This is a genomic window from Pseudogemmatithrix spongiicola (genome assembly GCF_030623445.1).
GTDB lineage: Bacteria > Gemmatimonadota > Gemmatimonadetes > Gemmatimonadales > Gemmatimonadaceae > Pseudogemmatithrix > Pseudogemmatithrix spongiicola.
In genome coordinates, this window is record NZ_CP130613.1 from 864372 (window position 1) to 886857 (window position 22486).

Below are 22486 nucleotides of genomic sequence, written 5' to 3' on the forward strand. Positions count from 1 at the left end.
CCATGGAAACTGCTGCCTCGCTGAGCCTTGCCATCGCCTTCGGCGCGGGCATCCTGAGCTTCCTGAGCCCGTGCGTGCTACCCCTCGTGCCCAGCTACATCACGTTCATCACGGGCATGAATTACGAAGACCTGCAGGGCTCGCGGAAGGACACGCTGATCCATGCGCTGCTCTTCGTGGTCGGTTTCTCACTGATCTTCCTCGCCTTGGGAGCCGGCGCGACCGTCTTCGGACAGGTGATGATCCAGAACCGCGACATCATCAGCCGCATCGGTGGCGTGCTCATCATCGTGTTCGGCCTCTACCTGCTCGGCGCGTTCAACCTCTCGTTCCTCATGAAGGACACGCGCCTGCACCTGGCCGATAAACCGCTGGGGTATTTCGGCAGCGTCGTGGTGGGCATCGCCTTCGGCGCCGGGTGGTCACCGTGCATCGGCCCCATCCTCGGCGCCATCCTCACGATGGCCGCGAACGAGAACGACGTGAGCCGCGGGCTCACGCTGCTCGGCGCCTACTCGGCGGGCCTGGCGATTCCCTTCGTGGCCTCGGCGCTGATGGTCGAGCGCTTCCTCGAGGTCTTCGCCAAGGTGCGGCGGCACATGATCTGGGTGAACCGCTTCGCCGGCACGTTGCTGGTGTTCGTCGGCGTGCTCATGCTCACGAACCGCTTCACGATCCTCGCCAACTGGCTCCAGGCGTTCACGCCGGAGTGGTTGTTCAACCGGATCTGAGCGCGGGCTCCTCGGGGCGGCCCGCCGGGTCGCCCTCGATCTCGTCCTCCAGCTGCTGCCGCCGCAACAGCGTCCAGTAGCGCCCCTGCCGCCGCAGCAGCTCGTCGTGCGTGCCCTGCTCGGCGACGCGGCCCTCGTCGAGCACCAGGATCCAGTTCGCATCGCGGATCGCCGTGATGCGGTGCGACGCGATGATCGCCGTGCGGCCGGCCAGCGCGTGGCGTAGTTCGCGGAGAATTGCCGCTTCGGTGTGCGTGTCCACCGCCGAGAGCGCGTCGTCGAGAATCACGACGCTTGGCCGACGCGCCAAGGCGCGGGCGAGCGAGGCGCGTTGCTTCTGTCCGCCCGAGAGGTTGATGCCGCGCTCGCCGAGCATCGTGTCCCAGCCGCCCGGAAACCCCTCGATCGTCTCACGCAGCTGCGCGACCTCGGAAGCCCAGCGCGCATCGTCCGGGTTCTCGCTGCCGTAGCCAAGGTTGGTCGCAAGCGTCTCGCTGAAGAGCAGGCTCTCCTGCGGCACGAAGCCGATCTCCTGGCGGAGCACGGCGAGCGGGATGTCCCGCACGTCGACGCCGTCGATGAGCACGCGGCCCCCCGTGACGTCGGCGAGACGCGGAATGAGCTCGAGCAGCGTGGACTTGCCCGAGCCCGTCGCGCCGACGATGCCGAGCGTGGCGCCCGGCGGTACCGTCACCGAGATGTCCTGGAGGACCTCGCGCGGCGTCTCGCCCTCTCGTGCCGGGTAGGCAAAGCGCACGTGCTCCAGCGTGATGCCGCGTCCGCCGCTGGTTGGCGGCAGCGGCACGGCGACGCGCGGCGGCGCCGGATCGGCGACGGCCGGCGTGGCATCGAGGATGTCGAGCAGGCGCGTCATGGACGCCGCGCCGCGCTGGAAGAGGCTGGTGACCCAGCCCAACGCGATCAGCGGCCAGGTGAGGTTCGCGAGATACAGGCCGAACGCCACGAACGCGCCCACGCTGATGGTCCCCGCCACGACCTGCGCGCCGCCGAACCCCAGCACGGCGGCCGCGCCGAGGCCCGCGAAGAACGTGAAGCTCGGACCCATCATCGCATTGAGCCGCACCAGCGCGACGTTCCGTTCGAGGTAGTCGCGCGAGATGTCGTCGAAGCGCCGCTGCTCGGCGTCCTCCTGGCGGTAGGCGCGGATGATGCGGAGGCCCGAGAGGTGCTCCTGCACGAGCGTGGTGAGGTCGCCGAAGCGGGCCTGCACGCGCTCGAAGCGGTCGTGGATCGCCTTGCCAAGTCGCAGTGTGATCAGCGGCAGCACGATCATCGGCGCGAGGGCAATGAGCGTCAGCCGCGGCGAGATGGCGATCATGAACGACAGGGCGAACACGCCGCCGAAGATCGTGTTCGTGAGGTACATGATGGCCGGCCCGACGGCCATGCGCACCGCGCCGATGTCGTTCGTGAGCTTGGCCATCAGCTCGCCCGTGCGCGTGCGCCCGTACCAACCGGGGTCGAGCCGCGCGAGGTGCGCGAACAGGTCCTCGCGCAGGTCGTGTTCGATGATGCGCGAGACGCCGTTGAGGATCTCGCGCATCTGGAACCGGAATACCGCCATCCCCAGGGTAACGCCGACCATCGTGGCGGCGGTCTTGAGGATGTCGCGGAGAGGCGCGCCGGCGGCCATCGCGTCCAGCGCGTGCCGGATCAGCGTCGGCAGCCAGCTGAACATCGCGGTGGAGAGCACCACGCAGAGCAGCCCGTACGCGATGCGCCAGCGGTACGGTTTGACCCAGGGCAAAACCCGCGTGAGCGAGGTCACAGTCCCGCCACGGCGGTTGAGGAACTGCGGTCCAAGCGCGAAGTTCTACCGCAACGCGGGACCCCCACACCAGGAGATGGCATATGCTGAAGAATTCTATCCGGCAGTCCGTATTCGCGCTGGCCGTCGTGGCCGTTGCCGCCTGCGGCGGCGGTGACTCGTCCGAGGCGGCGCGCGAGATCGAGCTCGCGCCCGCGGATTCGGGCGCCGCGCTGAGCGACGCACCGGCGCAGACCGCTGCCCCCGCCGCGCCGACGCCCGCCACACCGGCTCCCGCGCGGTCCACGGCTGCGGCGCGGCCCACGACATCGACCCCGGCCGCGGCGACCGCCCGCACCGGCGCCCTCTCCGCGGGCGCCACGCTCGCGCTGGCCTCGGGTTCGCGCATTTGCACCAACACCCACAAGGTCGGCGATCGCTTCACTGCGACCACCACGGCCGATGTCCAGGCCACGAACGGCGTCACCATCCCAGCCGGCTCTGAGGTCACGCTGGAAGTCGTCGAGTCCGCGCGCGGCCAGAACGGCCGTGACAACGTGAAGCTGGCCTTCAAGCCCGTTTCCATCTCCGTGCGCGGCGCGAGCAGCAACCTCACGGCGGACGTCACGCGCGTTGCGGCGCTGGAGTACGACCGCGTGCAGAGCAATACAACGCAGGCGGGCAAGGTCGCGGCAGGCGCTGCGGTCGGTGCCATCGCCGGCCAGGTCGCAGGCCGCGACACCAAGAGCACGGTGATCGGCGCTGCGGTGGGCGCCGCCGCGGGTGGCGCGGTTGCCGCCGCGACCACCGACTACCATGGCTGCCTTGCAGCCAACGCGGCGCTCACGATCACGCTCACGGAGCAACTGACGGTGCGCGGCTAAGCCCTCCGCCGTCGACGAAGGGGGGAGGCGCCGCGCGGCGCCTCCCCCCTTCGTGCATCAGTACCCGACCGCGCCGCCGCTGCCGCGCGGCTCGTGCACCCCGTGCCACACGCTGCCACTGCGCATGACGGCATTCACGTTCGCAATGCCACCCTGCGCCGTGAGCTCGTGGCCCATCCGTCGCAGGCGCCGTAGCGTGCGGTCGTCGAAGCCCTGCGACTCGTGGCGGATCGCATCCGGCAGCGCCTGGTGATGCATGCGCGGTGCGCGCATCGCCTCGGTGAGCGGCATGCCGAACTCGATCACGTTCAAGATCACCTGCGTGGTGGCCGTGATGATCGTCGGGCCACCCGCGGCGCCCACCACAAGCAGCACGTCGCCCTGCGGATCCAGCACGATCGTCGGTGACATCGCACTCAGCATCCGCTTGCCCGGCTGGATCGCGTTCGCCTCGCCCTGCACGAGGCCGAACATGTTCGGCGTGCCCGGCTGTGCGGCGAAGTCATCCATCTCGTTGTTCAGGAAGAACCCACCGCCGCGCACCCACACCGCGCTGCCATAGCCGCCGTTGATCGTCGTCGTGGTCGCGACGGCATTGCCCCGCGCGTCCACCACCGAATAGTGCGTCGTGTGCTCGGGCTCCGGACCGCTCTCGAACGCCGGTGTCCGTGACGCGCGTCGGCGGCTGATCTGCGACGCCAGCCCCGCCGCGTACTCCTTGCTCACCAGCTGCTCACGCGGCACCGGCACGAAGTCCGGATCCGCCAGCTTCGCGTTGCGGTCCATGAACGAGCGCCGGAACGCCTCGGCCAACAGGTGCACGTATTCGGGGCTGCCGAATGGCGGCAGCGGGGCGAAGCGCTCGAGGATGTTGAAGGTCTCACTCATCGTGATGCCGCCCGAACTCGCCGGTGGCATCGTGATCAGCGTATGGCCGCGGTACGTGGTGAGGATCGGCTCGCGCCACTTGGGCTCGTAGCGCCGCAAGTCCTCGCGCGTGATGATGCCGCCGCCCTGCCGCATCTCTTCGACCAGCGCTTCGCCCACCGGTCCGTCGTAGAACGCCTTCGGCCCCTGCTCGGCGATCAGCTGCAGCGACCGCGCGAGCTCCGGCTGCCGCAGCGTGCTGCCCGGCGCCGGGGGCGCACCGTTCGGATAGAACGTCGCGCAACCGGCGAACTCGCAGAGCCGCCGCTGCGCGCCGCGCAGCGAGAGGAACAGCGCGCTGTCCACCGGGAAGCCATCGCGCGCGAGCCGGATCGCCGGCGCCATCACCTCGGCCAGCGACTTCGTGCCGTAGCGCTCCAACGCCGCCGCCATGCCCGCCACCGCGCCGGGCACGCCGCTCGCGAGATGGCCCGTGAGGCGACGGTCGGTGAGCTTGCCCGTGCTGTCCACGTACATGTCACGCGTCGCCGCCAGCGGCGCGACCTCGCGGTAGTCCAGCGCCGCCGTGCGCCCGTCGGCCATGCGGATGGTCATGAAGCCGCCGCCGCCGATGTTCCCGGCAAACGGATAGGTCACCGCGAGCGCGAAGCCCACGGCGACCGCGGCGTCGACCGCGTTGCCGCCCGCGCGCATGATCTCCGCCCCCGCGGCGCTCGCCAAGTCGCTGTTGCTCGAGACCATCGCGTTGGCCCCCGTGACCGGCTCCCGCAGTTCGGGAAAGCGCCAGCCACCCGCATACGTGCCGCTCAGTCGCGCGTCGGTGCCGGCGCTCGGTTGGCGGCAGGCGGTCAGCGCGACCGCGAGAAGGGTCAGGCTCCACAGCGTGCGACGCATCACCGTTCGACTCCCGTGGCCCGCCAGCGCAGGCCGATCCGTGTGGTATACTGCTCCTGCGACCGACGGGCGCCGACCGGCAGACCCTCGCGCGATCCGATGGCCGTCGTGTAGTCCTGCATCAGTTGCAGCGCGAACCGCTCACCGAGCGGCATCACGAACCCGTAGCTGATGGCAATCGCGAACGCGTTCTGCGCCTTGGCCTCGGCGTCGCTGAGCGCATCCGTTCCGGAGTAGTTCGCCCATTGCGAGAGCCCCACGCCGATCTCGAACAGCTGCCCGAAGCTGCGCGGCTCGGGCGAGCGGAACGTCGCCAGGACCTGTCGGAGTTGGATGTCCCCGCGCGAACTCGTGCTGTTGCCGCGCTGGATCGGCACCGAGGCCAACGTGCCGCTCACGCCGATCGCGCCGGACTTGAGCCCGACGTCCACGCCCGCGCGGTACTGCCAGGTGTCGCCGAGGAACCAGTTCACGCCGCTGATGCCGTCGAAGCGGTTCTGCGCGATGAAGTAGCCGCCCGAGGCGTGCACGCTCACCGGCATGCGGCGCGCGTCGGCCATCGGCACCTTGATGAGCTGGGCCGTCGCGCCGTGCAACGGGAGGGCCATCGCCGCGGCGAGCAGCCCAAGGATCGCGGCGGGAACCCCACGCCGTCGGGTGCGAGTCGGAGTCACGACAAGTAACTTACGCCAATGCTTGACCCGCGCGTAACCGAGCGCCGCAACCCGCGCAGCGCCGACGTCGACCTCGCGACTCCGCTGGAGATCGTGGACCTGATGAACGCCGAGGATCGCACGGTCGCCGACGCCGTCGCGACGCAGCGCGAACCCATCGCCGCGACCATCGCTCTCGTCGAGCGCGCGTTCCGTGACGGCCATCGCCTATTCTACGTCGGCGCGGGGACCTCCGGCCGCCTCGGCGTGCTCGACGCCGCCGAGTGCCCGCCGACCTTCGGCAGCGATCCGCAGATGGTGCAGGGCATCATCGCCGGCGGCACGGCGGCGCTCACGCGGGCGCAGGAAGGCGCCGAGGACCGTCCCGACGGCGCACGCGAGGATCTCACGGCCGCGGGGGTGCGCGCGGGTGACGTCGTCGTCGGCATCGCCGCCAGCGGCACCACGCCGTACGTGCGCGCGGCGCTCGCGCATGCCAAGTCGATCGGCGCGCGCGCGGTCATCCTCGCCTGCTCGCCGCCGCCGGCCGAGCTGCTCGCCAGCGTCGATGTCGCCATCCTGCCGATAACCGGTCCGGAGGTCGTCACGGGCTCGACGCGGCTCAAGGCCGGGACAGCCACGAAGCTGGTGCTCAACACCATCACCACCGGCGCCATGGTCCGGCTCGGCAAGACCTATGGCAACCTCATGGTCGACCTGCGCGCCACGAACGACAAGCTGCGCGACCGCGCGGAGCGCCTCGTCATCGGCACCTGCGGCGTCGAGCGCGACGAGGCCCGCCGGCTGCTCCAACGCGCCGACGGCCATGTGAAGCTCGCCATCGTCATGCGCAAGCTCGGCCTCGACGCCGACGCTGCGCGCGCGCGGCTCGACGCGGCCGGCGGTGTGATCCGCCGCGTCATCGCCGAGGCCCCGCCACCGGTGGAGCGCGCGTGAGCGACGTGCTCGTTGGCCTCATGTCGGGCACCTCGCTCGACGGCATCACGGCCGTCGTCGTGCGGTTCGTCGAGGCGGAGAACGGCGCGGTCACGCCGGAGCTGTTGGCGCACGTCGAGCGTCCGTACGCGGCCGGCCAGCGTGCCCGCCTCGCCGCGGCGATGCAAGGCGCCTCGGCGGCGGAATACACGCGGCTCGATTTCGCGCTCGGGGGGTGGCTCGCTGACGCCGCGACTGCGGCCATTGCCGAGGCTGGCGTGGCGCGCGGCGACATCCGCGCCGTCGCGTCGCACGGACACACCGTGTGGCACCTCGGCAGCCAGGGCACCTGGCAGTTCGGGCAACCCGCGGTGATCGCCGAGCGCACGGGGCTCGACACCATCGCCGACTTCCGCGTGCGCGACGTCGCGGCCGGTGGCGAAGGCGCTCCGCTCGTGCCGATCGCCGACGCGCTGCTGTTCTCGCGGCCCGATGCGTGGCGCCTCCTCCAGAACCTCGGTGGCATCGGAAACGTCACCGTCCTGCCACCGCTCAGCGGCCCCGACGCCGATCTCACCGCCGTGCGCGCCTTCGACACCGGACCCGGCGTGTGCATCGTCGACGGCGCGGTTCGCCTGCTGCGCCCCGGCCTGGCCTTCGATCGCGACGGCGTACTGGCGCTCCAAGGGCGCGCCATCGAGCCGGTCATCGAGGAGCTGCTGCGCGACCCATGGTACGCCGCGCCGCCGCCCAAGAGCACGGGCCGCGAGCGGTATACGGCGGCGTTCATCGGGGACTTCGTGGCGCGCTGCCGCGCCGCGCGCGCCGGCTGCAGCGACGAGGACGTGGTCGCCACCGCCGTCTGGTTCACCGCACGCAGCATCGCGCTCGCCGTGCAGCGCTTCGTGCCGCAGGACGTGGGCGACGTGCTGCTGTCCGGCGGCGGTGCCCGCAACCCGGCCCTGCGCGAGGCCATCGCGATGACGCTGTCGCCTCGCCTCGTGCGGCCGTTCGGCGAGCTGTATTTCGACGGCGACGCCAAGGAGGCGGTGGCCTTCGCCTTCCTCGGCTGGCTGCACCTCCGACGGCGCGCCGGGAACGTGCGCGGCGCAACGGGCGCTCGCGGTCCGCGCGTGCTTGGCGCGCTGTATCCCGCCTGATGCATCCGTTCGGCGCGTTGCTCATCCCCGAGCTGCGCTGGGATCGCGATCACGGCTTCTCGCACCAGCAAGGGCTGATCGACGACGCGCTGGAGCTCGGCGTCGGCGGTTTCGTCATTGCCAACGGGCCCAAGGAGCGCGTCGCGGAGCTGGCGGCGTCGCTGCAGCAGGCGTCGCCGCATCCGCTGCTGATCGCCGCGAACGCGGAGCGTGGTGCAGCCTCTGCGCTGGAGGGCGGCACGGGCCTGCCGCCCTTCGCCGCACTGGGCGCGCTCCGCGACGAGGATGTGCTGCGCCGCGCCGCACGCCTCACCGCGCGAGAGCTGCGCACGGCGGGCGTCACCTGGGCGCTCGCCCCCTGTGCGGATCTTGCGGTCGAACCGGCCAATCCGTTCATCGGCGCGCGCGCGCTGCACCACGATGCGCAGCGAGTCGCCGAGTGGGTGGTCGCATGGATCGACGCGGCCCAAGCCGAGGGCGTGCTGGCGACGGCGATGCACCTGCCGGGCGAAGGTCGCGCACGCAGCGATCCGGCCGTCGGCCCCAGCGCGATCGACGCGCCTGGCGCCGGGTTGTGGGGCACGGATCTCGTGCCGTTCCGCGCGGCGGTGGATGCCGGCGTGGCAACGGTTCTCGCCTCGGCGGTGTCGTATCCTCGACTGGATACGACAGGAGCGGAGGCCGCGTGTTCGCGCGTCATCCTCCGGGAGCTGATGCGCGATGAACTGCAGTTCGAGGGCCTGTTGGTGGCGCCGCCGCCGAGCACGGCGGCGCTGCGCGTGCGCGGCGACGAAGGCGAGGTCGCCGCGGCGATGCTCGCCGCGGGTTGCGACCTGCTGCTGGCCCCGCATGATGTAGTCGGCGTGCACGAGGCGATCGAGCGCGCGCTCGACGCCGGTCGTCTCGAGTGGGAGGCACTCGACGCCAGTGCGCGGCGGCGTGCCTTCTGGGCCGCCTGGGGCCGTGGCGGTGTGCTGCGCGAGCCCACGCTGGACGAGGTGCTCTGGGCGCGCCAGGTGAGCGATACGGTCGTGCACGCCCCCCGGGGTGTCTTCGCGAACGTTGGGCCGGTGGTGGACGTCATACTGGTAGACGACGATGCGCCGTCGTCGCGTGCGGACATCGCGGCCTTCGCGCCGTTCCTCGCGACGTTGCAGGCGGTTGGGCTCGGACCGCGCGTGGTGGACGGCCCCACCGACGAAGGACGCGGTGCCGTGTGCCTCGCGGTCCGGGGCGCACCGGCACCCGGGCGCGGACGTGCGGGGTATCACACGGCGACGCGCGCGCGCGTCGCCGAGCTGGTGCAGCAGGCACGCGCCGCGCGACGCTCGGTGGTCGCGGTGCTGTTCGGGCCGCCGGCGCTCGCGGAGGAACTGCCGGAGGTCCCGAACGTGATTTGCGCCTGGAGTGCCGACCGGGCGATGCAGGAAGCTGCCGCACGACGACTGGCCTGACGTGGTCGCAGAACCTCGCGGCTCGCTGCACCCGTAGATACACTATCCTGTACCCGCCCGCTCACACCGTGTCCGAATTCACCGCCCAGCTGCAAGCCGCCCTCGCCCCGAGCTACACGCTCGAGCGGGAGCTCACGGGCGGCGGTATGAGCCGCGTGTTCGTGGCCACGGATACCACGCTGGGGCGCAAGGTCGTCATCAAGGTCCTGCCGCCGGAGCTCGCCGCCGGCGTCAACCACGAGCGCTTCCGCCGCGAGATCCAGGTCGCGGCGCAGCTGCAGCATCCGCACATCGTGCCGCTGCTGAGCGCCGGTGAGCAGCATACGCTCATCTGGTACACGATGCCGTACATCCACGGCCTGTCGCTGCGCGAGGCGCTCGCCCGCGGCGACCGCTTTTCCGTGCGCGAGGTCGTGCGCATCCTGCACGAGGTGGCCGAGGCGCTTGAATATGCGCATGGCATGGGCGTGATCCATCGCGACATCAAGCCGGGCAACGTGCTCATGCAGGGGAGCCACGCGCTGGTCACCGATTTCGGCGTGAGCAAAGCCATCTCGGCGGCCATGCCGCAGTCCGGCTACACCAGCGCCGGCATGGCCATCGGGACGCCGGCGTACATGGCGCCGGAACAGATCGCCGCGGATCCTGCGGCCGATCATCGCATGGATCTCTACGCGCTCGGGCTGCTCGGCTATGAGCTGCTCACGGGCAAGGTGCCGTTCAAGGAAGCCTCGCCGCAGCAGACGATGGCCGCCCAGCTGACCCGCGAGCCGGAACCGGTCGAGCGCTCGCGGCCGGACGTGCCGGTCGCGCTGCGCGCACTGCTCTCGCGCCTCCTGCAGAAGGCGCCCTCGGACCGGCCGGCCAGTGCGTCAGAGGTCGTCGCCGCCCTCGATGCCATGGGCAGTGGCTCCGGCGAAACGCTGGCCATGCCGCCCATGGCGCCCAGCCGGGGCCGTCTGGTCGCCATCGCGACGGCCGGCGTGCTGCTGGTCGCGTCGGCCTGGTTGGCCGGCCAGCGCCGCGGCGAGGCCGTGGTGAGCTCGCAGATGCGCGATTCGATCGCACTGGCGGAGTCGCTGCAAGCCGTCGCCCCCGCCGCGACCATGCTCTCTCGCGAGGACTCCGTGGCGATTGCCGCCGCGGTGACGCAGCGCATCGCCGAGCGGCCGCAAGTGGCGCCCGCCGAGCGACGGGATAGCGTGTCGCTCACGCTGCTCGCGGATTCCATCCGCCGCGAGATCCAGCGCGTGGTGTTGGACTCGCTGATGCGCGGCATGCGCGTGCCGACCCTGCGATCCGCCGACGCCGCGGCGATGGCGGCCGAGGCGGAGGTGATGGCCCGGGAGGCCGCAGCGGTCCGCGGGTCGGCGCCTCCGGTCCGCCGGGTGGTCGTCGCGCCACCGCGGCCGTCGCGCGGGCGCCCCGACCTCAACGTCGCCGCGGACGTGCTCGTGGATTCCCTCAACGCCGGCTTCGCGCGCAATCCGCGCTTCGCCGTCGTGCCGCACGATTCCGTCGAGGCGGCGTTGCAGCGCTCGCGCACCGTCGATGCCGTACGCGAGGCCCTCGACGCCGACATCATCATCTCGCTCTCGTTTATTCCCACACCGGACGATTCCATCACGCGGTTGCTGCAGGTGCGCGACCTCGGCGTCGCCGACGGACGGAGCGAGATCCGCATCATTCCGTCGCGCGTACCGCAGACGGATCCGACGCGCGGTGCCGCTGAGGTCTCTCGCGACGTGCAGCGCACCTTGTTCGAGATGGAACGCGCGGCGCGTCAGCGCCCTGGCCCCGCGGGCACGCGGGTGCGCGTGATCGACGGCATCAGCGCGCCGCCGGCACCGCCCCGTACGCCGAACGTGCCTTAGCGCAGGACCGCGCGCGCGTCCGTGGGCAGTTGCGCCGCGAGGCGCGACGCCGGCACGGCGTAGACAATGCGACCACCGCTCTCCGTGGCGCCGCCGTAGATGACGCCGACGACGATGCCGCGGCGGTCGAAGACCGGCGATCCGCTCGATCCCTGCGCCGCAAACGCGTCGAGCTGCACCGTCTCCGGCACGCGCTTGCTCACCGTGCCCACGCTGAGCGTCGCCGAGGGCGTCAAGGTGTTGATGCTTCCGCTCATGCCCGCGGTGCCCGTGCCCAGCGGATACCCGAGGATCGCCACCGGGCGGCCCACGCCGGTGGTCGCATCGTCGCGCGCGACGCCGTTCACCACCGGATACGTGCCGGCCGTCGAGAGACGCAGGAACGCCAGTTCGTCGCTCTCGCTCACCAGCTCGATGCTCGCGCGCTTCCACTGCCCAGTCGTGCCGTCGAACGCGACGGCGATGCGCTGCGCGCGCGTGCCATCGGGGCGCTGCACCACGTGGCGGTTGGTCACGATCAACCCGCTGGGCAGCACGTTGAAGCCCGTGCCGGTAGCCTTGGACGAATCGGGGAACTCGACGACCAGGAAGACGATCGCCCGCTGGTTCGCATCGGCGATGGCCGCGTAGTCCATGCCCGCCAGCGACGCGGTGCGCGTCTGCGACTCGCGCACCGCCGCCGCGGCCGCCGAGAGATCGCCGCCGCGCGCCTGCTGTTCGCGCAACTCGCGCGAGAGCCGCTCCGACTCCGCGCGCGCCGCCGCCAAGGACGCATCGGCGATGCCCGTCTCGCCGAGCCGCGCCTCGAGGGCTCGCGAGAGCGAGTCGTTGGCCGCGACGAGGGACGCGAGCTGCGCCCGCGTCTCCGCGGCGCTCTTCCGCGTCACCCATACGGCGACGAGCGCGCCGGCGATCACCACCACCGCCAGCCCCGCCACAATGCGCTTGAGCGCGCCCGTCTGCTGCTCGACGGCGATCGCCACACGCTCCGTCGTGTTCAGGCGCGGCGCGCTCGGCGCCGCGGCGGCGGTCGGCATGCCGCGCGACGGCGAGACGCTCGGTTGCTCGCCCACGATGCGGAACTCCGCCTGCGGACCGTCGGCCCCGAAGGTGACCACGTCGCCGTCGGCCAGCGCGCGCTCTCCGGAGACGGCCTGGCCGTTCACGAACGTGCCGTTGGTCGACCCGAGGTCCACCAGCACGTGGCGATCGCCGACGATGCGCAGCTCCGCATGCCGCGACGAGACATCGAGGTCGCGTTCGGCGTCGAAGCGCAGGTCGTTGATGGGGTGCCGCCCGATGGCGACGATGGACTTCTCGAAGCGCTCGCGCGCGCCGGCGCGCGCGCCTTTGGTGATGCGGAACTCGACGGCCATCAGCCGCGGCGCCACCACATGAACAGCGCGACGAAGGCGACGAGGAATGCGAGGGCGCCGAAGTAGATGCGCAGCGTGTTCGCCGGGATGCGGCCGCCGGGTGGCGGCGGTTCCGGCAGCTTCGCGCGCACGGTCGGCGGCGCGATCTCCGCCGTCGGGCCGCGGCCGGCGCTCCCGACCGCCACCTTGGGCGGCGCGAGAGTCTCCGCCTCCACCGTCGGCGCTTCGGCGGGGGCGTCGTCGTCATCGGCCAGCGCACTGAGCTGCGGGATCGAGCTGCGGTCGAGCGGTACCGTGGGACGCTCCTGCGAGCCGCGGTACACGCGGTGCGCGAGCGACTCCGCGCCCGCGTCCGGCAGCCCCTCGCCTTCGAATCGCGCCGCCACCACCGTGATGTTGTCCGGGCCGCCGGCCTCGTTGGCGAGGTCGATGAGGCGCTTGCAGACGTTCACCAGATCCGGCTCGCTCTTCACGACGTCGGCGATCTCGTTGGCGCGCACTTGGCCGGAGAGGCCGTCCGAGCAGAGAATCAGCACGTCGCCGCGCTTCACTTGCTGCGACGTGAGGTCCACCTTGATCTTCGCTTCGGGGCCCAGCGCCTGCAGGATGATGTTGCGCCGCTCGCTGACCTCGGCTTCTTCCGGCGTCAGCTCGCCCGCCTCGATCAGCTTCTGCATCAGCGACTGGTCCTTCGTGATCTGGATCGCCTGGCCGTCGCGCACGATGTAGCCGCGCGAGTCGCCGACCTGGCAGAGGTAGAGCGTGTCGGCCAGCAGACCGGCGATGGTCGCCGTGGTGCCCATGCCGCGATTCTCGGGATGCGCCGCGGCGTATCCGTGGATCTTCGCGTTCGCGGTCTCGGTGGAGGCCTTGAGCGCATGCGCGAAGGTCTCGGAGTCGGTGGACTGCGACTGGCGCCAGCGCGCGTCGAGTTCGGCCAGGATGGTCTCCACCGCCATCTGGCTCGCGACTTCACCCGCGGCGGCCCCGCCCATGCCGTCGGCCACCATGAACAGCGACCCGCGCTCGCCGCAGACGTGGGTGCGGACCTCGGGCTGCAGGGTCGCGTTGAACGCCGTCAGGTCGGCGACGGCGAACGTGTCCTCGTTGTGCTCGCGCGTGCGGCCCACGTCCGTACGTCCGAAGACGTGGACGATGACCTTGCCGTTGGGAGTCGGAGAGCCCGTCACGAGACGCGGGTGCGAGGTGAAGTGGAACGCGGCTGGAAAAACTTACGGGGCACCTGCGAGGGGCGCGAGGTTGCTGCGACCCGAACGGTGGTGATGTGCGTCACTGGCAGTTGGTACTCTTGATTTCCGCAGCCGCCTTCGCCGTCCCGTCGTTCGGCGGGAATGCTCTGATTACTGAGTCAGCGTATGCACAGCCGCGATCGAGATCGTACAGGCCGTACGCGAGCATCTGCACCACGTACCACTGCCCGAGGTCGACTCCGGTCAGGTTCGCGCGGAGGGGTGCAGACTCCCGCGCGATACGCATGCCGTCGGCTTCGGTGACCTCTGCGTTGAGCAGGGTGCGCTGCCAAGCGATGAGTCGATCGCGCACCGGCGGCCCCGCAGGAGCCGGCGGCGTCGTCGGCGCCGGATTCGGCTGTGTCGCCCCACCCGTGGTTCCGCCGCCACTCGGCGGTGTCTGCGTGCCCGTATTCTGCGGCGGGGTCTGCGTTCCGGTGTTCTGCGGCGGCGTCTGCGTGTTCGTCGACGGGCCGGGTCGGTTCGTGTTCGCCGGGGGACGCGTGTTCGTACCCGTGTTCGTCGGTGCGTTCGTGCCCGTCGGGTTCGGCGTCGGCGCGTTGTCCGGCAGCTGATTGCTCATGTTCGTCGTGCCACCGGTGTCCGCGCCGGTCGCGCCCGCGAGCTGCGTCACGCCCGCAGTGTCGCCCGTGATCTCGCCCGCGGGTGAGCCCGTGAACTGCTTGACGGCGAAGAAGCCGATCACCGCCACCGCCGCCACCCCACCGACGATCGGGACGATCGGCGACTTCTTCTCGACGGCCACCGGTGCGGCCTTCGCTGGCGCCGCGGCACCCTTGCCTGCCACCCGCGTCGGCGGCGGCGCTGTCGCGGCGGTCCTCGCGGCCGGCGTCTTGGCGGCGGCCGTCGCCGCGCCGATCACCATCGTCGCGCCCTCGGCGGCCTGCGTCGCTGGCAGCGCCGCCACCACTTCGGCGAACTCGCGGCCGAACTGCGCCGCGCTCTGGTAGCGCTCCGCCGCATCGCGGGCCAGCGCATGGTCGAGCACCGCCTGCAGCTCCTCGGGCCACGACACATCCGGCCGGATCTCCGCCAGCGTGCGCGGACGGTCCGTGAGCCGCATGATCATCGCTTCCTGCGCCGACTCGCTCGGGAACGGCAGCTTGCCCGTGAGGCAATTGAACGCCACCAAGCCCAACGAATAGATGTCGCTGCGGCCGTCGAGCTTGTCGCCCGCGAGCTGTTCGGGGCTCATGTACTCCGGCGTGCCAACTACGAGGCCCGTCTTCGTCACCTTCTGCGCATCGCTCGAGCTGGCCTTCGCGATGCCGAAGTCCACGACCTTCACCAAGTCCGAGCCGTCGCGGTTCTTCGCGACCATGATGTTGTCGGGCTTCAGGTCGCGGTGCACGATGCCCGCGTCATGCGCGACCTGCAGCGCGTCGGCCACCTGGTGCACGATGCTCGCCGCGCGCGCCGGCTGCAGCGAGCCGCCCGCCTCGATGAGATCCGTGAGCGCCTTGCCCTCGATGAACTCCATCGCGAGGTAGATCAGCCCGTCGGGCGTCTCGCCGAAGTCATAGATGCCGCAGATGTTCGGATGCGAGAGCCGTGACGCATTGCTCGCTTCGCGGTTGAACCGCGCGATGGCATCCGGATCGGAGTTCATCCCGGGGTGCATCACCTTCAGCGCGCTCTTGCGGCCCATCTTCACGTGCTCGGCCAGGTACACGGCACCCATGCCGCCTTCGCCGAGCTTCTTGATCACATGGTAGCGGTCGGCGACGACCGAGCCGAGCAGGTCTCCACCCGTATTCGAGGAACGCAGCGCCGTGCCGTCCCGCGGGCAGAATCGCTCGCTGAGGGGATACTCGGTGCCGCAGGTGGGACAGACTTTCTGTTCGCTCACAAGCTCTCCACGCGGAGGGTCTGGTCGCCCAGGAGGATCTTCTGGCCGGCCTTCACGGGCCGCTCACCGCGCACCGCGACCGCGACGCCGTTGCGGCTGCCGAGGTCGAGCACGATGAACTCGAGATCCTCGCTGCGGATCTCGGCGTGGCGGCCACTCATGGTTTGGTCGTACGGAAACAGCCAGTCGCCCTCTGCCCGGCCCACCACGACGGAGCGTGCAGGAGACAAGTGGCAGCTGTCGCGCGCCGAGCCATCGGCACGCAGCTGCTGCAACACCGCGACGTCGGCACTCGGCGTCGCGGATCCGAGGCGACGCGTCGCGTCGGCCTCGGGGGGATTCGGGCCCGGGTATCCGAGCCGGCGAAAGCGGATGATCTGCGAGCCGACGAGGATGGAGTCGCCGTCCTGCAGCTTGTAAGGCTCGGTGGCGTAGAGCCAGGTGCCGTTGCGGGACCCGAGGTCGCGCAGGAAAAGCTGGCCGTCACGGAATGAGAGCTGCGCGTGCACCGGACTCATATAGACGTCGTCGGGGAAGCGCAGCTCGCCGTCGGCACGCCCGATGGTCGACTCGCTCGATTCCATCGTGACGGACTTCACCGTCTGGCCAGTGCTGTCGAGGATCGAGATCTTCGGGCCGGAGACGGCGGCGCGCGCGGAGAAGACGGCGGTCCCCATGGCGGGCGTGGGCGGCGGCTCTGGCGCACCGGCGACGCGTGCACCGCAGCGTGCGCAGAAGACGTCCGCGCCCGGCGTCACCGGGTTCATGCACGAGCCGCACACGGCGGTGCTCTTCGCTGGCGTCGCTTCTGCCGCGACGCGGCCGCCGCACTTCGGGCAGAAGGGCAGGGCCGGATCGACAGGCGTCTGGCAGTAGCGACACGGGGTCTTCACGCCAGAGGCACCGCCGGGCCTCGCGTCGACCTTGGCCGAGACGCGCGTGTCCGGCACGACGCCACCACCGCCGATGTTCGGGACGGGGATGAGCCGCGCGCCGTTCGCCACGACTGGCTTGCCGCAGTCGAGGCAGAACTTGGAGGCGGGGTCGTTGTCACGGCCGCAGAACGTGCAGCGAATCACGGTGGGCATGAGGGTGGAATCTTGCGAATATAGGGCGGGGGGGCGGTGGGGGCGAGAGGGGTTGGCTTCTAACTGCAGATGTGAGTTGTAAGCTGTAAGCTGTAAGAGGCGCGCGAATGGTCGCTGCGCTCAACCCATCGCTCTCATCGCTTGTGCCTCACGACTCACATCACGCTCACGACTCCGTACCCGTTCATGCGCCGGGTCTGCTGCGTGCGCCTCGGGTTCCCGCGACGGCGTGGGTGCATGCTGCGGCGACCATCATCGGGGACGTGACGCTCGGCGAGCACGTGAGCGTGTGGCCTGGCGCGGTGCTGCGCGGGGATCGCGACGCGATCGTGATCGGCGCCGAGACCAATGTGCAGGATGGCGCGGTGCTGCACTGCGATCCGGGGATGCCGTGTCGCATCGGGGCGCGGGTGACGATCGGGCATCGCGCGGTGGTGCACGGCTGCACGATCGAGGACGGCGCGCTCATCGGCATTGGCGCGATCGTGCTCAACGGTGCGGTGGTGGGGGCGGGCTCGCTCGTGGCCGCGGGTGCCGTGGTGGGCGAAGGGGAGGTGATTCCGCCCGACTCCTTGGTGGTGGGCGTGTCGGCGCGTGTGCGGCGACCGTTGTCGGACGAGCAGCGGACGCGCGTGCGTGGCGGCTTCGTGACCTATGTGAAACTCAAGGAGCTGTATCGTGCGCGCGGCTGACGCGTCGGTATGGTGTGGGTACTGTGCGAGCAGGCAAATCACAAGGGACTAGCGGGCCGGGAAGGTTCGGGGTACGTTGCCTCCCCATCGCGAACGGGACCCGAAACGCTGTGCGGGGAACGAATCGCTAAGTTGTTGATTTGTAATGAGATGCGATATTTAGCTGGTGACGGGTGAAGTGTCGCGTCGGTGTCGCTGGACTGAGGGTGCAAGGGCCAGCGACTCGGGCGTGGAAAAGCCGAGTCCCGTGACCGTTTCGTGATGCTAGTCGTATAAGTCGTTCCCTTTGAGTGGCTTACCAAGTTCTTGCGCGGAATCACAGGCGCGGTAGCTTGGACGCCCTCGACCCCTGGGCCGGACAGATCCTCGACGGATCATTGCCGGAATCGCCCCAGGTTTGGCCCAATACCCTTCGTTGGAGAAGTTGCTATGCCGCTCCCCGTAAACCCGCCCGCCACGCCGGCGACGCTCTCGCAGAACGCGCGTACCGTTCTCGAGAAGCGCTACCTCGTCAAGGACAAGTCTGGCAAGCCGGTCGAGACGCCAGAAGACATGTTCTGGCGCGTCGCGACGACGATCGCCGAGGCGGATCGCAAGTACGGGGCGACGGACAAGCAGATCGAGAAGACGGCGAACCAGTTCTATGAACTGATGACGCAGCGTCGCTTCGAGCCGAACTCGCCGACGCTCATGAACGCCGGCCGTCCGCTGGGCCAGCTCTCCGCCTGCTTCGTGCTGCCGGTGGATGACGCGCTCTCCAACGGCCAGTCGGGCATCTACGACACGTTGCGCTCGATGGCGCTCATCCATCAGTCGGGTGGCGGCACGGGCTTCTCGTTCTCGCGGCTGCGCGCGCGCGGGTCGATGGTGCGATCCACCACCGGCGTCGCCAGCGGCCCGATCTCGTTCATGCAGCTTTACGACGCGTCCACGGACGCGGTGAAGCAGGGTGGCACGCGCCGCGGCGCCAACATGGGCATCCTGCGCGTCGATCACCCGGACGTCATGGAGTTCATCACGTCCAAGGAAGACCTCACGAAGATCACGAACTTCAACATCTCCGTCGCCATCACGACGAAGTACATGGAGGCGTTGAAGGCCGGCACGTCGTACGACCTCATCGACCCGGCGACGAAGAAGGTCGTCGGCCAGATGGACGCGAAGGAAGTCTGGGACAAGATGATCGAGGGCGCCTGGCGCACGGGCGAGCCCGGCGTGTTCTTCATCGACGAGGCCAACCGCTACAATCCGGTGCCGCACCTCGGCGCCTACGAGGCGACCAACCCCTGCGGCGAGCAGCCCCTGCTCCCGTACGACGTCTGCAACCTCGGCTCGATCAACGTCGGCTACTACGTGAACGACGGGAAGATGGATTGGAAGTCTTTCGCCAAGGACATCCACCTCTCCACGAAGTTCCTCGATAACGTCATCGACGCCAACAAATACCCGCTGCCCGAGATCGACGCGCTGTCCAAGCGCATCCGTCGCATTGGCCTCGGCGTGATGGGCTTCGCCGACGCGCTCATCAAGCTCGGCATCGTCTACGACTCGCCGGAAGGCGTGGAGTTCGGCCGCAAGGTGATGGAGTTCGTCGACGTCGAGGGCAAGAAGGAGTCGGCCCGCCTCGCCGAAGAGCGCGGCGCGTTCCCGGAATGGGCGCAGTCCATCTGGGGCCCCGACGCCACCTGCGCGCGTGACGAGAACGGCAACCGCATCCGTCCCGAGCTCAAGCTGCGCAACTGCAACGTCACCACCGTCGCGCCGACGGGCACGATCTCCATCATCGCCGGCTGCTCGTCGGGTCTCGAGCCGCTCTTCGCCGTTGCCTTCATGCGCAACCAGGCCGGCGTCATGATGCCGGACGTGAACGAAGACTTCGTCGCCATCGCCAAGAAGGAAGGCTGGTACTCCGACGCGCTCATGGAGCGCATCGCCAAGACGGGCTCGGTCATCCAGCCGGAAGTGCCGGAGAAGTGGCAGAAGGTGTTCGCCACGGCGAACAACATCGCGCCCGAGTGGCACATCCGCATGCAGGCCGCGTTCCAGGAGCACTGCGACTCGGCCATCTCGAAGACCACGAACTTCTCGCACGCCGCCACGCAGGACGACGTGCGCAAGATCTACGAGCTGGCGTACGAGATGAAGTGCAAGGGCGTCACCGTGTATCGCGACGGCTCGCGCGACGGCCAGGTGCTCTCGACCGGCGCCACCGCCGAAGCCGCCGCCAAGCGTGATGGCAAGGCCGACGAAGCCTCGCGCCAGGAGCTCGCGGACCTGAACGAGCGCCTCGCCGAAGTCACGGCCGCCAACCAGCGCCTGCAGAAGCTGCTGTTCGACGCCGAGGCCGAGAACCTCCAGCGCCGCCAGAAGCGCGCGCGCCCCGACGTCCTCAAGTCCACGGCCATCCGCAAGGAGACGCCGCTCGGCACGATGTTCGTGCACATCACCGAGGACGACAAGGGTCAGCCCTTCGAAGTGTTCATCAACCTCGGCAAGGCCGGTGGTTCCGCCATGGCCGACGCCGAAGCGATGGGCCGCCTGATCTCGCTCTCGCTGCGCTCGGGCATCCCGATCCAGCAGGTGCACCGTCAGCTGCGCGGCATCTCCTCGGACCGCGCCGTGGGCCTCGGCCCCAACAAGGTGCTCTCCGTGCCGGACGCGATCGGCCTCGCGCTGGAAGACTGGATGCGCACCAAGCAGGGCGTGCAGCAGGAGCTGCTCACGACGGCCGAGACGCTGGCCGCGCCGGGCGCCAAGCCGGTGGTGCAGCAGACCGTGACCGCCGGGGGCACGCAGATGGCCTTCGAGTCCGTGAACACGGGCGAGAACTTCATCGGCACCTGCCCGGATTGCGGCTCGCAGCTGGAGTTCGCGGAAGGCTGCGTGAAGTGCCACGTGTGCGGGTTTAGCGAGTGCGGGTGAAGCTGTAGTCGCGCACCTCATCCAGCGAGACGGGCATCCCCAGCCGGGTGCCCGTCTCGTCGTACGTGACGGTCCCCCAATCGCAAACGATGCGGAGATTCCGCTTTGGCGAATACGAGTCTTTCGGCGATTGAGCTCTTTGCGGGAGCAGGTGGGCTCTCGCTCGGTGCAAGCTGGGCGGGTATTCGCCCCATAGCGTTGTTTGATAACGACGTGGAAGCGTGTGCAACCCTTCGACGCAATGCCATAGGCGTGCATGGGATTCATCCGAACTCGATTCGAGATGAGAATGTCGAGTCCGTCGATTTCAGCGATTTCAAGGGACGCGCAGATATCCTGCTCGCCGGTGCACCATGCCAGCCTTGGTCCCTAGCTGGTAGCCACAGAGGGCCAGACGATGCTAGGAACCTATTCGCACATGTGGTCCGAGCGATCGCACAGATACAGCCGCGGGCGATTGTTATCGAGAACGTACAAGGCCTGATTCGACCGAAGTTCCTGCAGTATAGGAATCAGCTGCTCGAGTGGCTTTCTTCTCCTCAACTTCTCCAGATCGTTGGAAGTGACCGTGGCGCTGCCCGGGGCCGATCTGGCAGGAACAGAGCAAAAGGGTACACCGTCTATCCCCCAGTTCTTCTCAATGCAGCCGACTTCGGAAGCGCCCAAGTTAGGCAGCGCGTCTTCATCGTCGCGTTCCGGAACGATGAGGATGTTGAATGGTCGCCCCCGGTCAGGACCCACTGCGCGTCGGCGCTGATTCGAGCGCAAGTCGACGACGGCGCGTACTGGCGCCGACACGGAATCAGGGTTCGAAGAACAGCTGAGCGACGTCGGGCCAATCGTTCTTGCGAGGTCGCAGGCTGCACCCATGAGCCGTGGGTAACAGTCCGTGATTGCCTCAAAGGACTGCCAGACCCGCGATCGTCAGGTATTCCTAGCCTGCAGCACGTGTTCGTGGGCGGGGCTAGGACGTACCCTGGTCACTCTGGTAGCGACGTGGATTGGCCTTCAAAAACGATCAAGGCCGGAGTTCACGGAGTTCCTGGGGGCGAGAATACACTTCGACATCCTACGAACGGCCGTGTTCGATACCTGACGGTCCGGGAGGCCGCAAGATTGCAGGACTTCCCCGACGGCTACGAGTTCGCACCTTCGTGGTCGCGTGCATTCAGGCAAATTGGCAACGCCGTCCCGGTCAAACTCGCGAAAGCCGTTGTCGAGAGCGTGGCTCGCTCGCTGATTGATGTGAAGCGTGCAGGGGCCGCATAGGGAGACGAACGACGTTCGGAGCACGAAATGAGCTTCTATTGGGCCGACGAGAGTGTGTCCAGCCTCGCGCAATTCGTAGCACTCTTTGAGAAGGGAGGCAGATTCGCGAGTCTGGCGAATCACTGGTTCAGAGGTGAGGGCAAGGCTCGGAAGCGTGGGTCCTTGCTGCCATCTATCTCGCGAGCTGGATCGACCGTCCAGCGAGAATGGGGGCTATATCAGCGTTTTCGGCAGAATGCCTCCGCATTCCTGCCGCATTCGTCGCTTTCCGCGTGGGATTGGATGTTTTACATGCGACACTACGGTATAGACACTCGGCTGCTCGACTGGTCCGAGAGTGCGCTGGTCGCACTCTACTTCGCAGTGGAGAAGCCGGAGAACGACAATCGCGGAGGGGTGGTTTGGTGCCTCGATCCAGTTCGTCTCAATGAACTGGCGGGTTCGGGCCGACAGATCCACTGTGCCGGGCTAGATGTCACTCTGGACTCATACACGATAGAATCCGTGAAGACCTCACCGGACGACGTGTTGTTTCAGCCGCTTGCATTCATTGCTCCGCGTTCGTTCCCCCGTCTGGTTGCTCAGCAAGGGGTGTTCACGGTTACCCATCGCAACCCGGTTGCGCTCGACGCTATCCGCGATGACTCGCTCCTCGCGCGCGTTCGAGTTCCGGCTGGAGCGAAGACGCGGATTCGTAGTGCGCTTCAGTTGCTCGGATACAGTCGGCTTTCGCTGTATCCAGAGCTTCAAAGCCTTGCAGTGGGAGGGGCTCGATGA

General features: G+C 69.0%; 17 protein-coding genes. 10 read left to right on the forward strand and 7 right to left on the reverse strand.

Translation table 11 applies throughout. From position 1 onward, the window contains the following. Positions 1–2 precede the first annotated feature (2 nt). Positions 3–731: a cytochrome c biogenesis CcdA family protein gene (locus tag Strain318_RS03880; protein ID WP_367887216.1), complete on the forward strand. Its 729-nt coding sequence runs from the start codon at positions 3–5 to the stop codon at positions 729–731. On the opposite strand, the gene Strain318_RS03885 is transcribed toward Strain318_RS03880, so the two are convergent. Then, positions 718–2499 carry an ABC transporter ATP-binding protein gene (locus Strain318_RS03885; protein WP_367887217.1) on the reverse strand — a complete coding sequence of 594 codons (1782 nt, stop codon included), beginning with the start codon at positions 2497–2499 and terminating at the stop codon, positions 718–720. The two genes, Strain318_RS03880 and Strain318_RS03885, sit on opposite strands and share 14 nt — an antisense overlap. 104 nt (positions 2500–2603) lie before the next feature. Here Strain318_RS03885 and Strain318_RS03890 point away from each other — a divergent pair, with 104 nt between their 5' ends. After that, positions 2604–3383 (forward strand): hypothetical protein, encoded by a 780-nt coding sequence (locus Strain318_RS03890; RefSeq protein ID WP_367887218.1) that lies wholly within the window; start codon positions 2604–2606, stop codon positions 3381–3383. A 57-nt stretch (positions 3384–3440) separates the two neighbouring features. Here the strand turns inward: Strain318_RS03890 and ggt are convergent, their stop codons facing one another. Next, positions 3441–5165 (reverse strand): gamma-glutamyltransferase, encoded by a 1725-nt coding sequence (ggt, locus tag Strain318_RS03895; RefSeq protein WP_367887219.1) that lies wholly within the window; start codon positions 5163–5165, stop codon positions 3441–3443. Next, positions 5165–5839 carry a hypothetical protein gene (locus tag Strain318_RS03900; RefSeq protein ID WP_367887220.1) on the reverse strand — a complete coding sequence of 225 codons (675 nt, stop codon included), beginning with the start codon at positions 5837–5839 and terminating at the stop codon, positions 5165–5167. The genes ggt and Strain318_RS03900 overlap by 1 nt, the downstream gene beginning before the upstream one ends. Before the next feature lie 18 nt (positions 5840–5857). Here Strain318_RS03900 and murQ point away from each other — a divergent pair, with 18 nt between their 5' ends. From murQ to Strain318_RS03920, 4 genes are all read left to right on the forward strand, one after another. Beyond that, the gene (gene murQ, locus Strain318_RS03905; RefSeq protein ID WP_367887221.1) at positions 5858–6775 is read left to right on the forward strand and encodes an N-acetylmuramic acid 6-phosphate etherase; all 918 of its coding nucleotides are present in this window, start codon (positions 5858–5860) and stop codon (positions 6773–6775) included. After that, positions 6772–7914 (forward strand): anhydro-N-acetylmuramic acid kinase, encoded by a 1143-nt coding sequence (locus Strain318_RS03910; protein WP_367887222.1) that lies wholly within the window; start codon positions 6772–6774, stop codon positions 7912–7914. The genes murQ and Strain318_RS03910 overlap by 4 nt, the downstream gene beginning before the upstream one ends. Then, positions 7914–9368 (forward strand): glycoside hydrolase family 3 N-terminal domain-containing protein, encoded by a 1455-nt coding sequence (locus Strain318_RS03915; protein ID WP_367887223.1) that lies wholly within the window; start codon positions 7914–7916, stop codon positions 9366–9368. The genes Strain318_RS03910 and Strain318_RS03915 overlap by 1 nt, the downstream gene beginning before the upstream one ends. Before the next feature lie 68 nt (positions 9369–9436). Further along, the gene (locus tag Strain318_RS03920) at positions 9437–11242 is read left to right on the forward strand and encodes a serine/threonine-protein kinase (protein WP_367887224.1); all 1806 of its coding nucleotides are present in this window, start codon (positions 9437–9439) and stop codon (positions 11240–11242) included. Here Strain318_RS03920 and Strain318_RS03925 read toward each other — a convergent pair. The 4 genes from Strain318_RS03925 to Strain318_RS03940 form a co-directional block, all read right to left on the reverse strand. Beyond that, the gene (locus Strain318_RS03925) at positions 11239–12618 is read right to left on the reverse strand and encodes a trypsin-like peptidase domain-containing protein (RefSeq protein ID WP_367887225.1); all 1380 of its coding nucleotides are present in this window, start codon (positions 12616–12618) and stop codon (positions 11239–11241) included. The two genes, Strain318_RS03920 and Strain318_RS03925, sit on opposite strands and share 4 nt — an antisense overlap. Then, entirely contained in the window at positions 12618–13808 is a 1191-nt protein-coding gene (locus Strain318_RS03930) for a Stp1/IreP family PP2C-type Ser/Thr phosphatase (protein WP_367887226.1), read from the reverse strand. The genes Strain318_RS03925 and Strain318_RS03930 overlap by 1 nt, the downstream gene beginning before the upstream one ends. A gap of 100 nt (positions 13809–13908) precedes the next feature. Beyond that, on the reverse strand, positions 13909–15738 hold the full coding sequence (locus Strain318_RS03935; RefSeq protein ID WP_367887227.1) for a serine/threonine-protein kinase: 1830 nt from the start codon (positions 15736–15738) through the stop codon (positions 13909–13911). After that, positions 15735–16826: an FHA domain-containing protein gene (locus Strain318_RS03940; protein WP_367887228.1), complete on the reverse strand. Its 1092-nt coding sequence runs from the start codon at positions 16824–16826 to the stop codon at positions 15735–15737. Before Strain318_RS03940 ends, Strain318_RS03935 begins: the two co-directional genes overlap by 4 nt. 233 nt (positions 16827–17059) lie before the next feature. On the opposite strand from Strain318_RS03940, the gene Strain318_RS03945 reads away from it, so the two are divergent. The 4 genes from Strain318_RS03945 (at position 17060) to Strain318_RS03960 (ending at position 22486) form a co-directional block, all read left to right on the forward strand. Further along, positions 17060–17518 carry a gamma carbonic anhydrase family protein gene (locus tag Strain318_RS03945; RefSeq protein WP_367887229.1) on the forward strand — a complete coding sequence of 153 codons (459 nt, stop codon included), beginning with the start codon at positions 17060–17062 and terminating at the stop codon, positions 17516–17518. A 429-nt stretch (positions 17519–17947) separates the two neighbouring features. Beyond that, positions 17948–20440 (forward strand): vitamin B12-dependent ribonucleotide reductase, encoded by a 2493-nt coding sequence (locus Strain318_RS03950; RefSeq protein WP_367887230.1) that lies wholly within the window; start codon positions 17948–17950, stop codon positions 20438–20440. Between the two features lie 105 nt (positions 20441–20545). Continuing rightward, the gene (locus tag Strain318_RS03955) at positions 20546–21709 is read left to right on the forward strand and encodes a DNA cytosine methyltransferase (protein ID WP_367887231.1); all 1164 of its coding nucleotides are present in this window, start codon (positions 20546–20548) and stop codon (positions 21707–21709) included. 27 nt (positions 21710–21736) lie between these two features. Then, a complete protein-coding gene (locus Strain318_RS03960) occupies positions 21737–22486 on the forward strand; it encodes an FRG domain-containing protein (RefSeq protein WP_367887232.1) in 750 nt (249 codons plus the stop codon).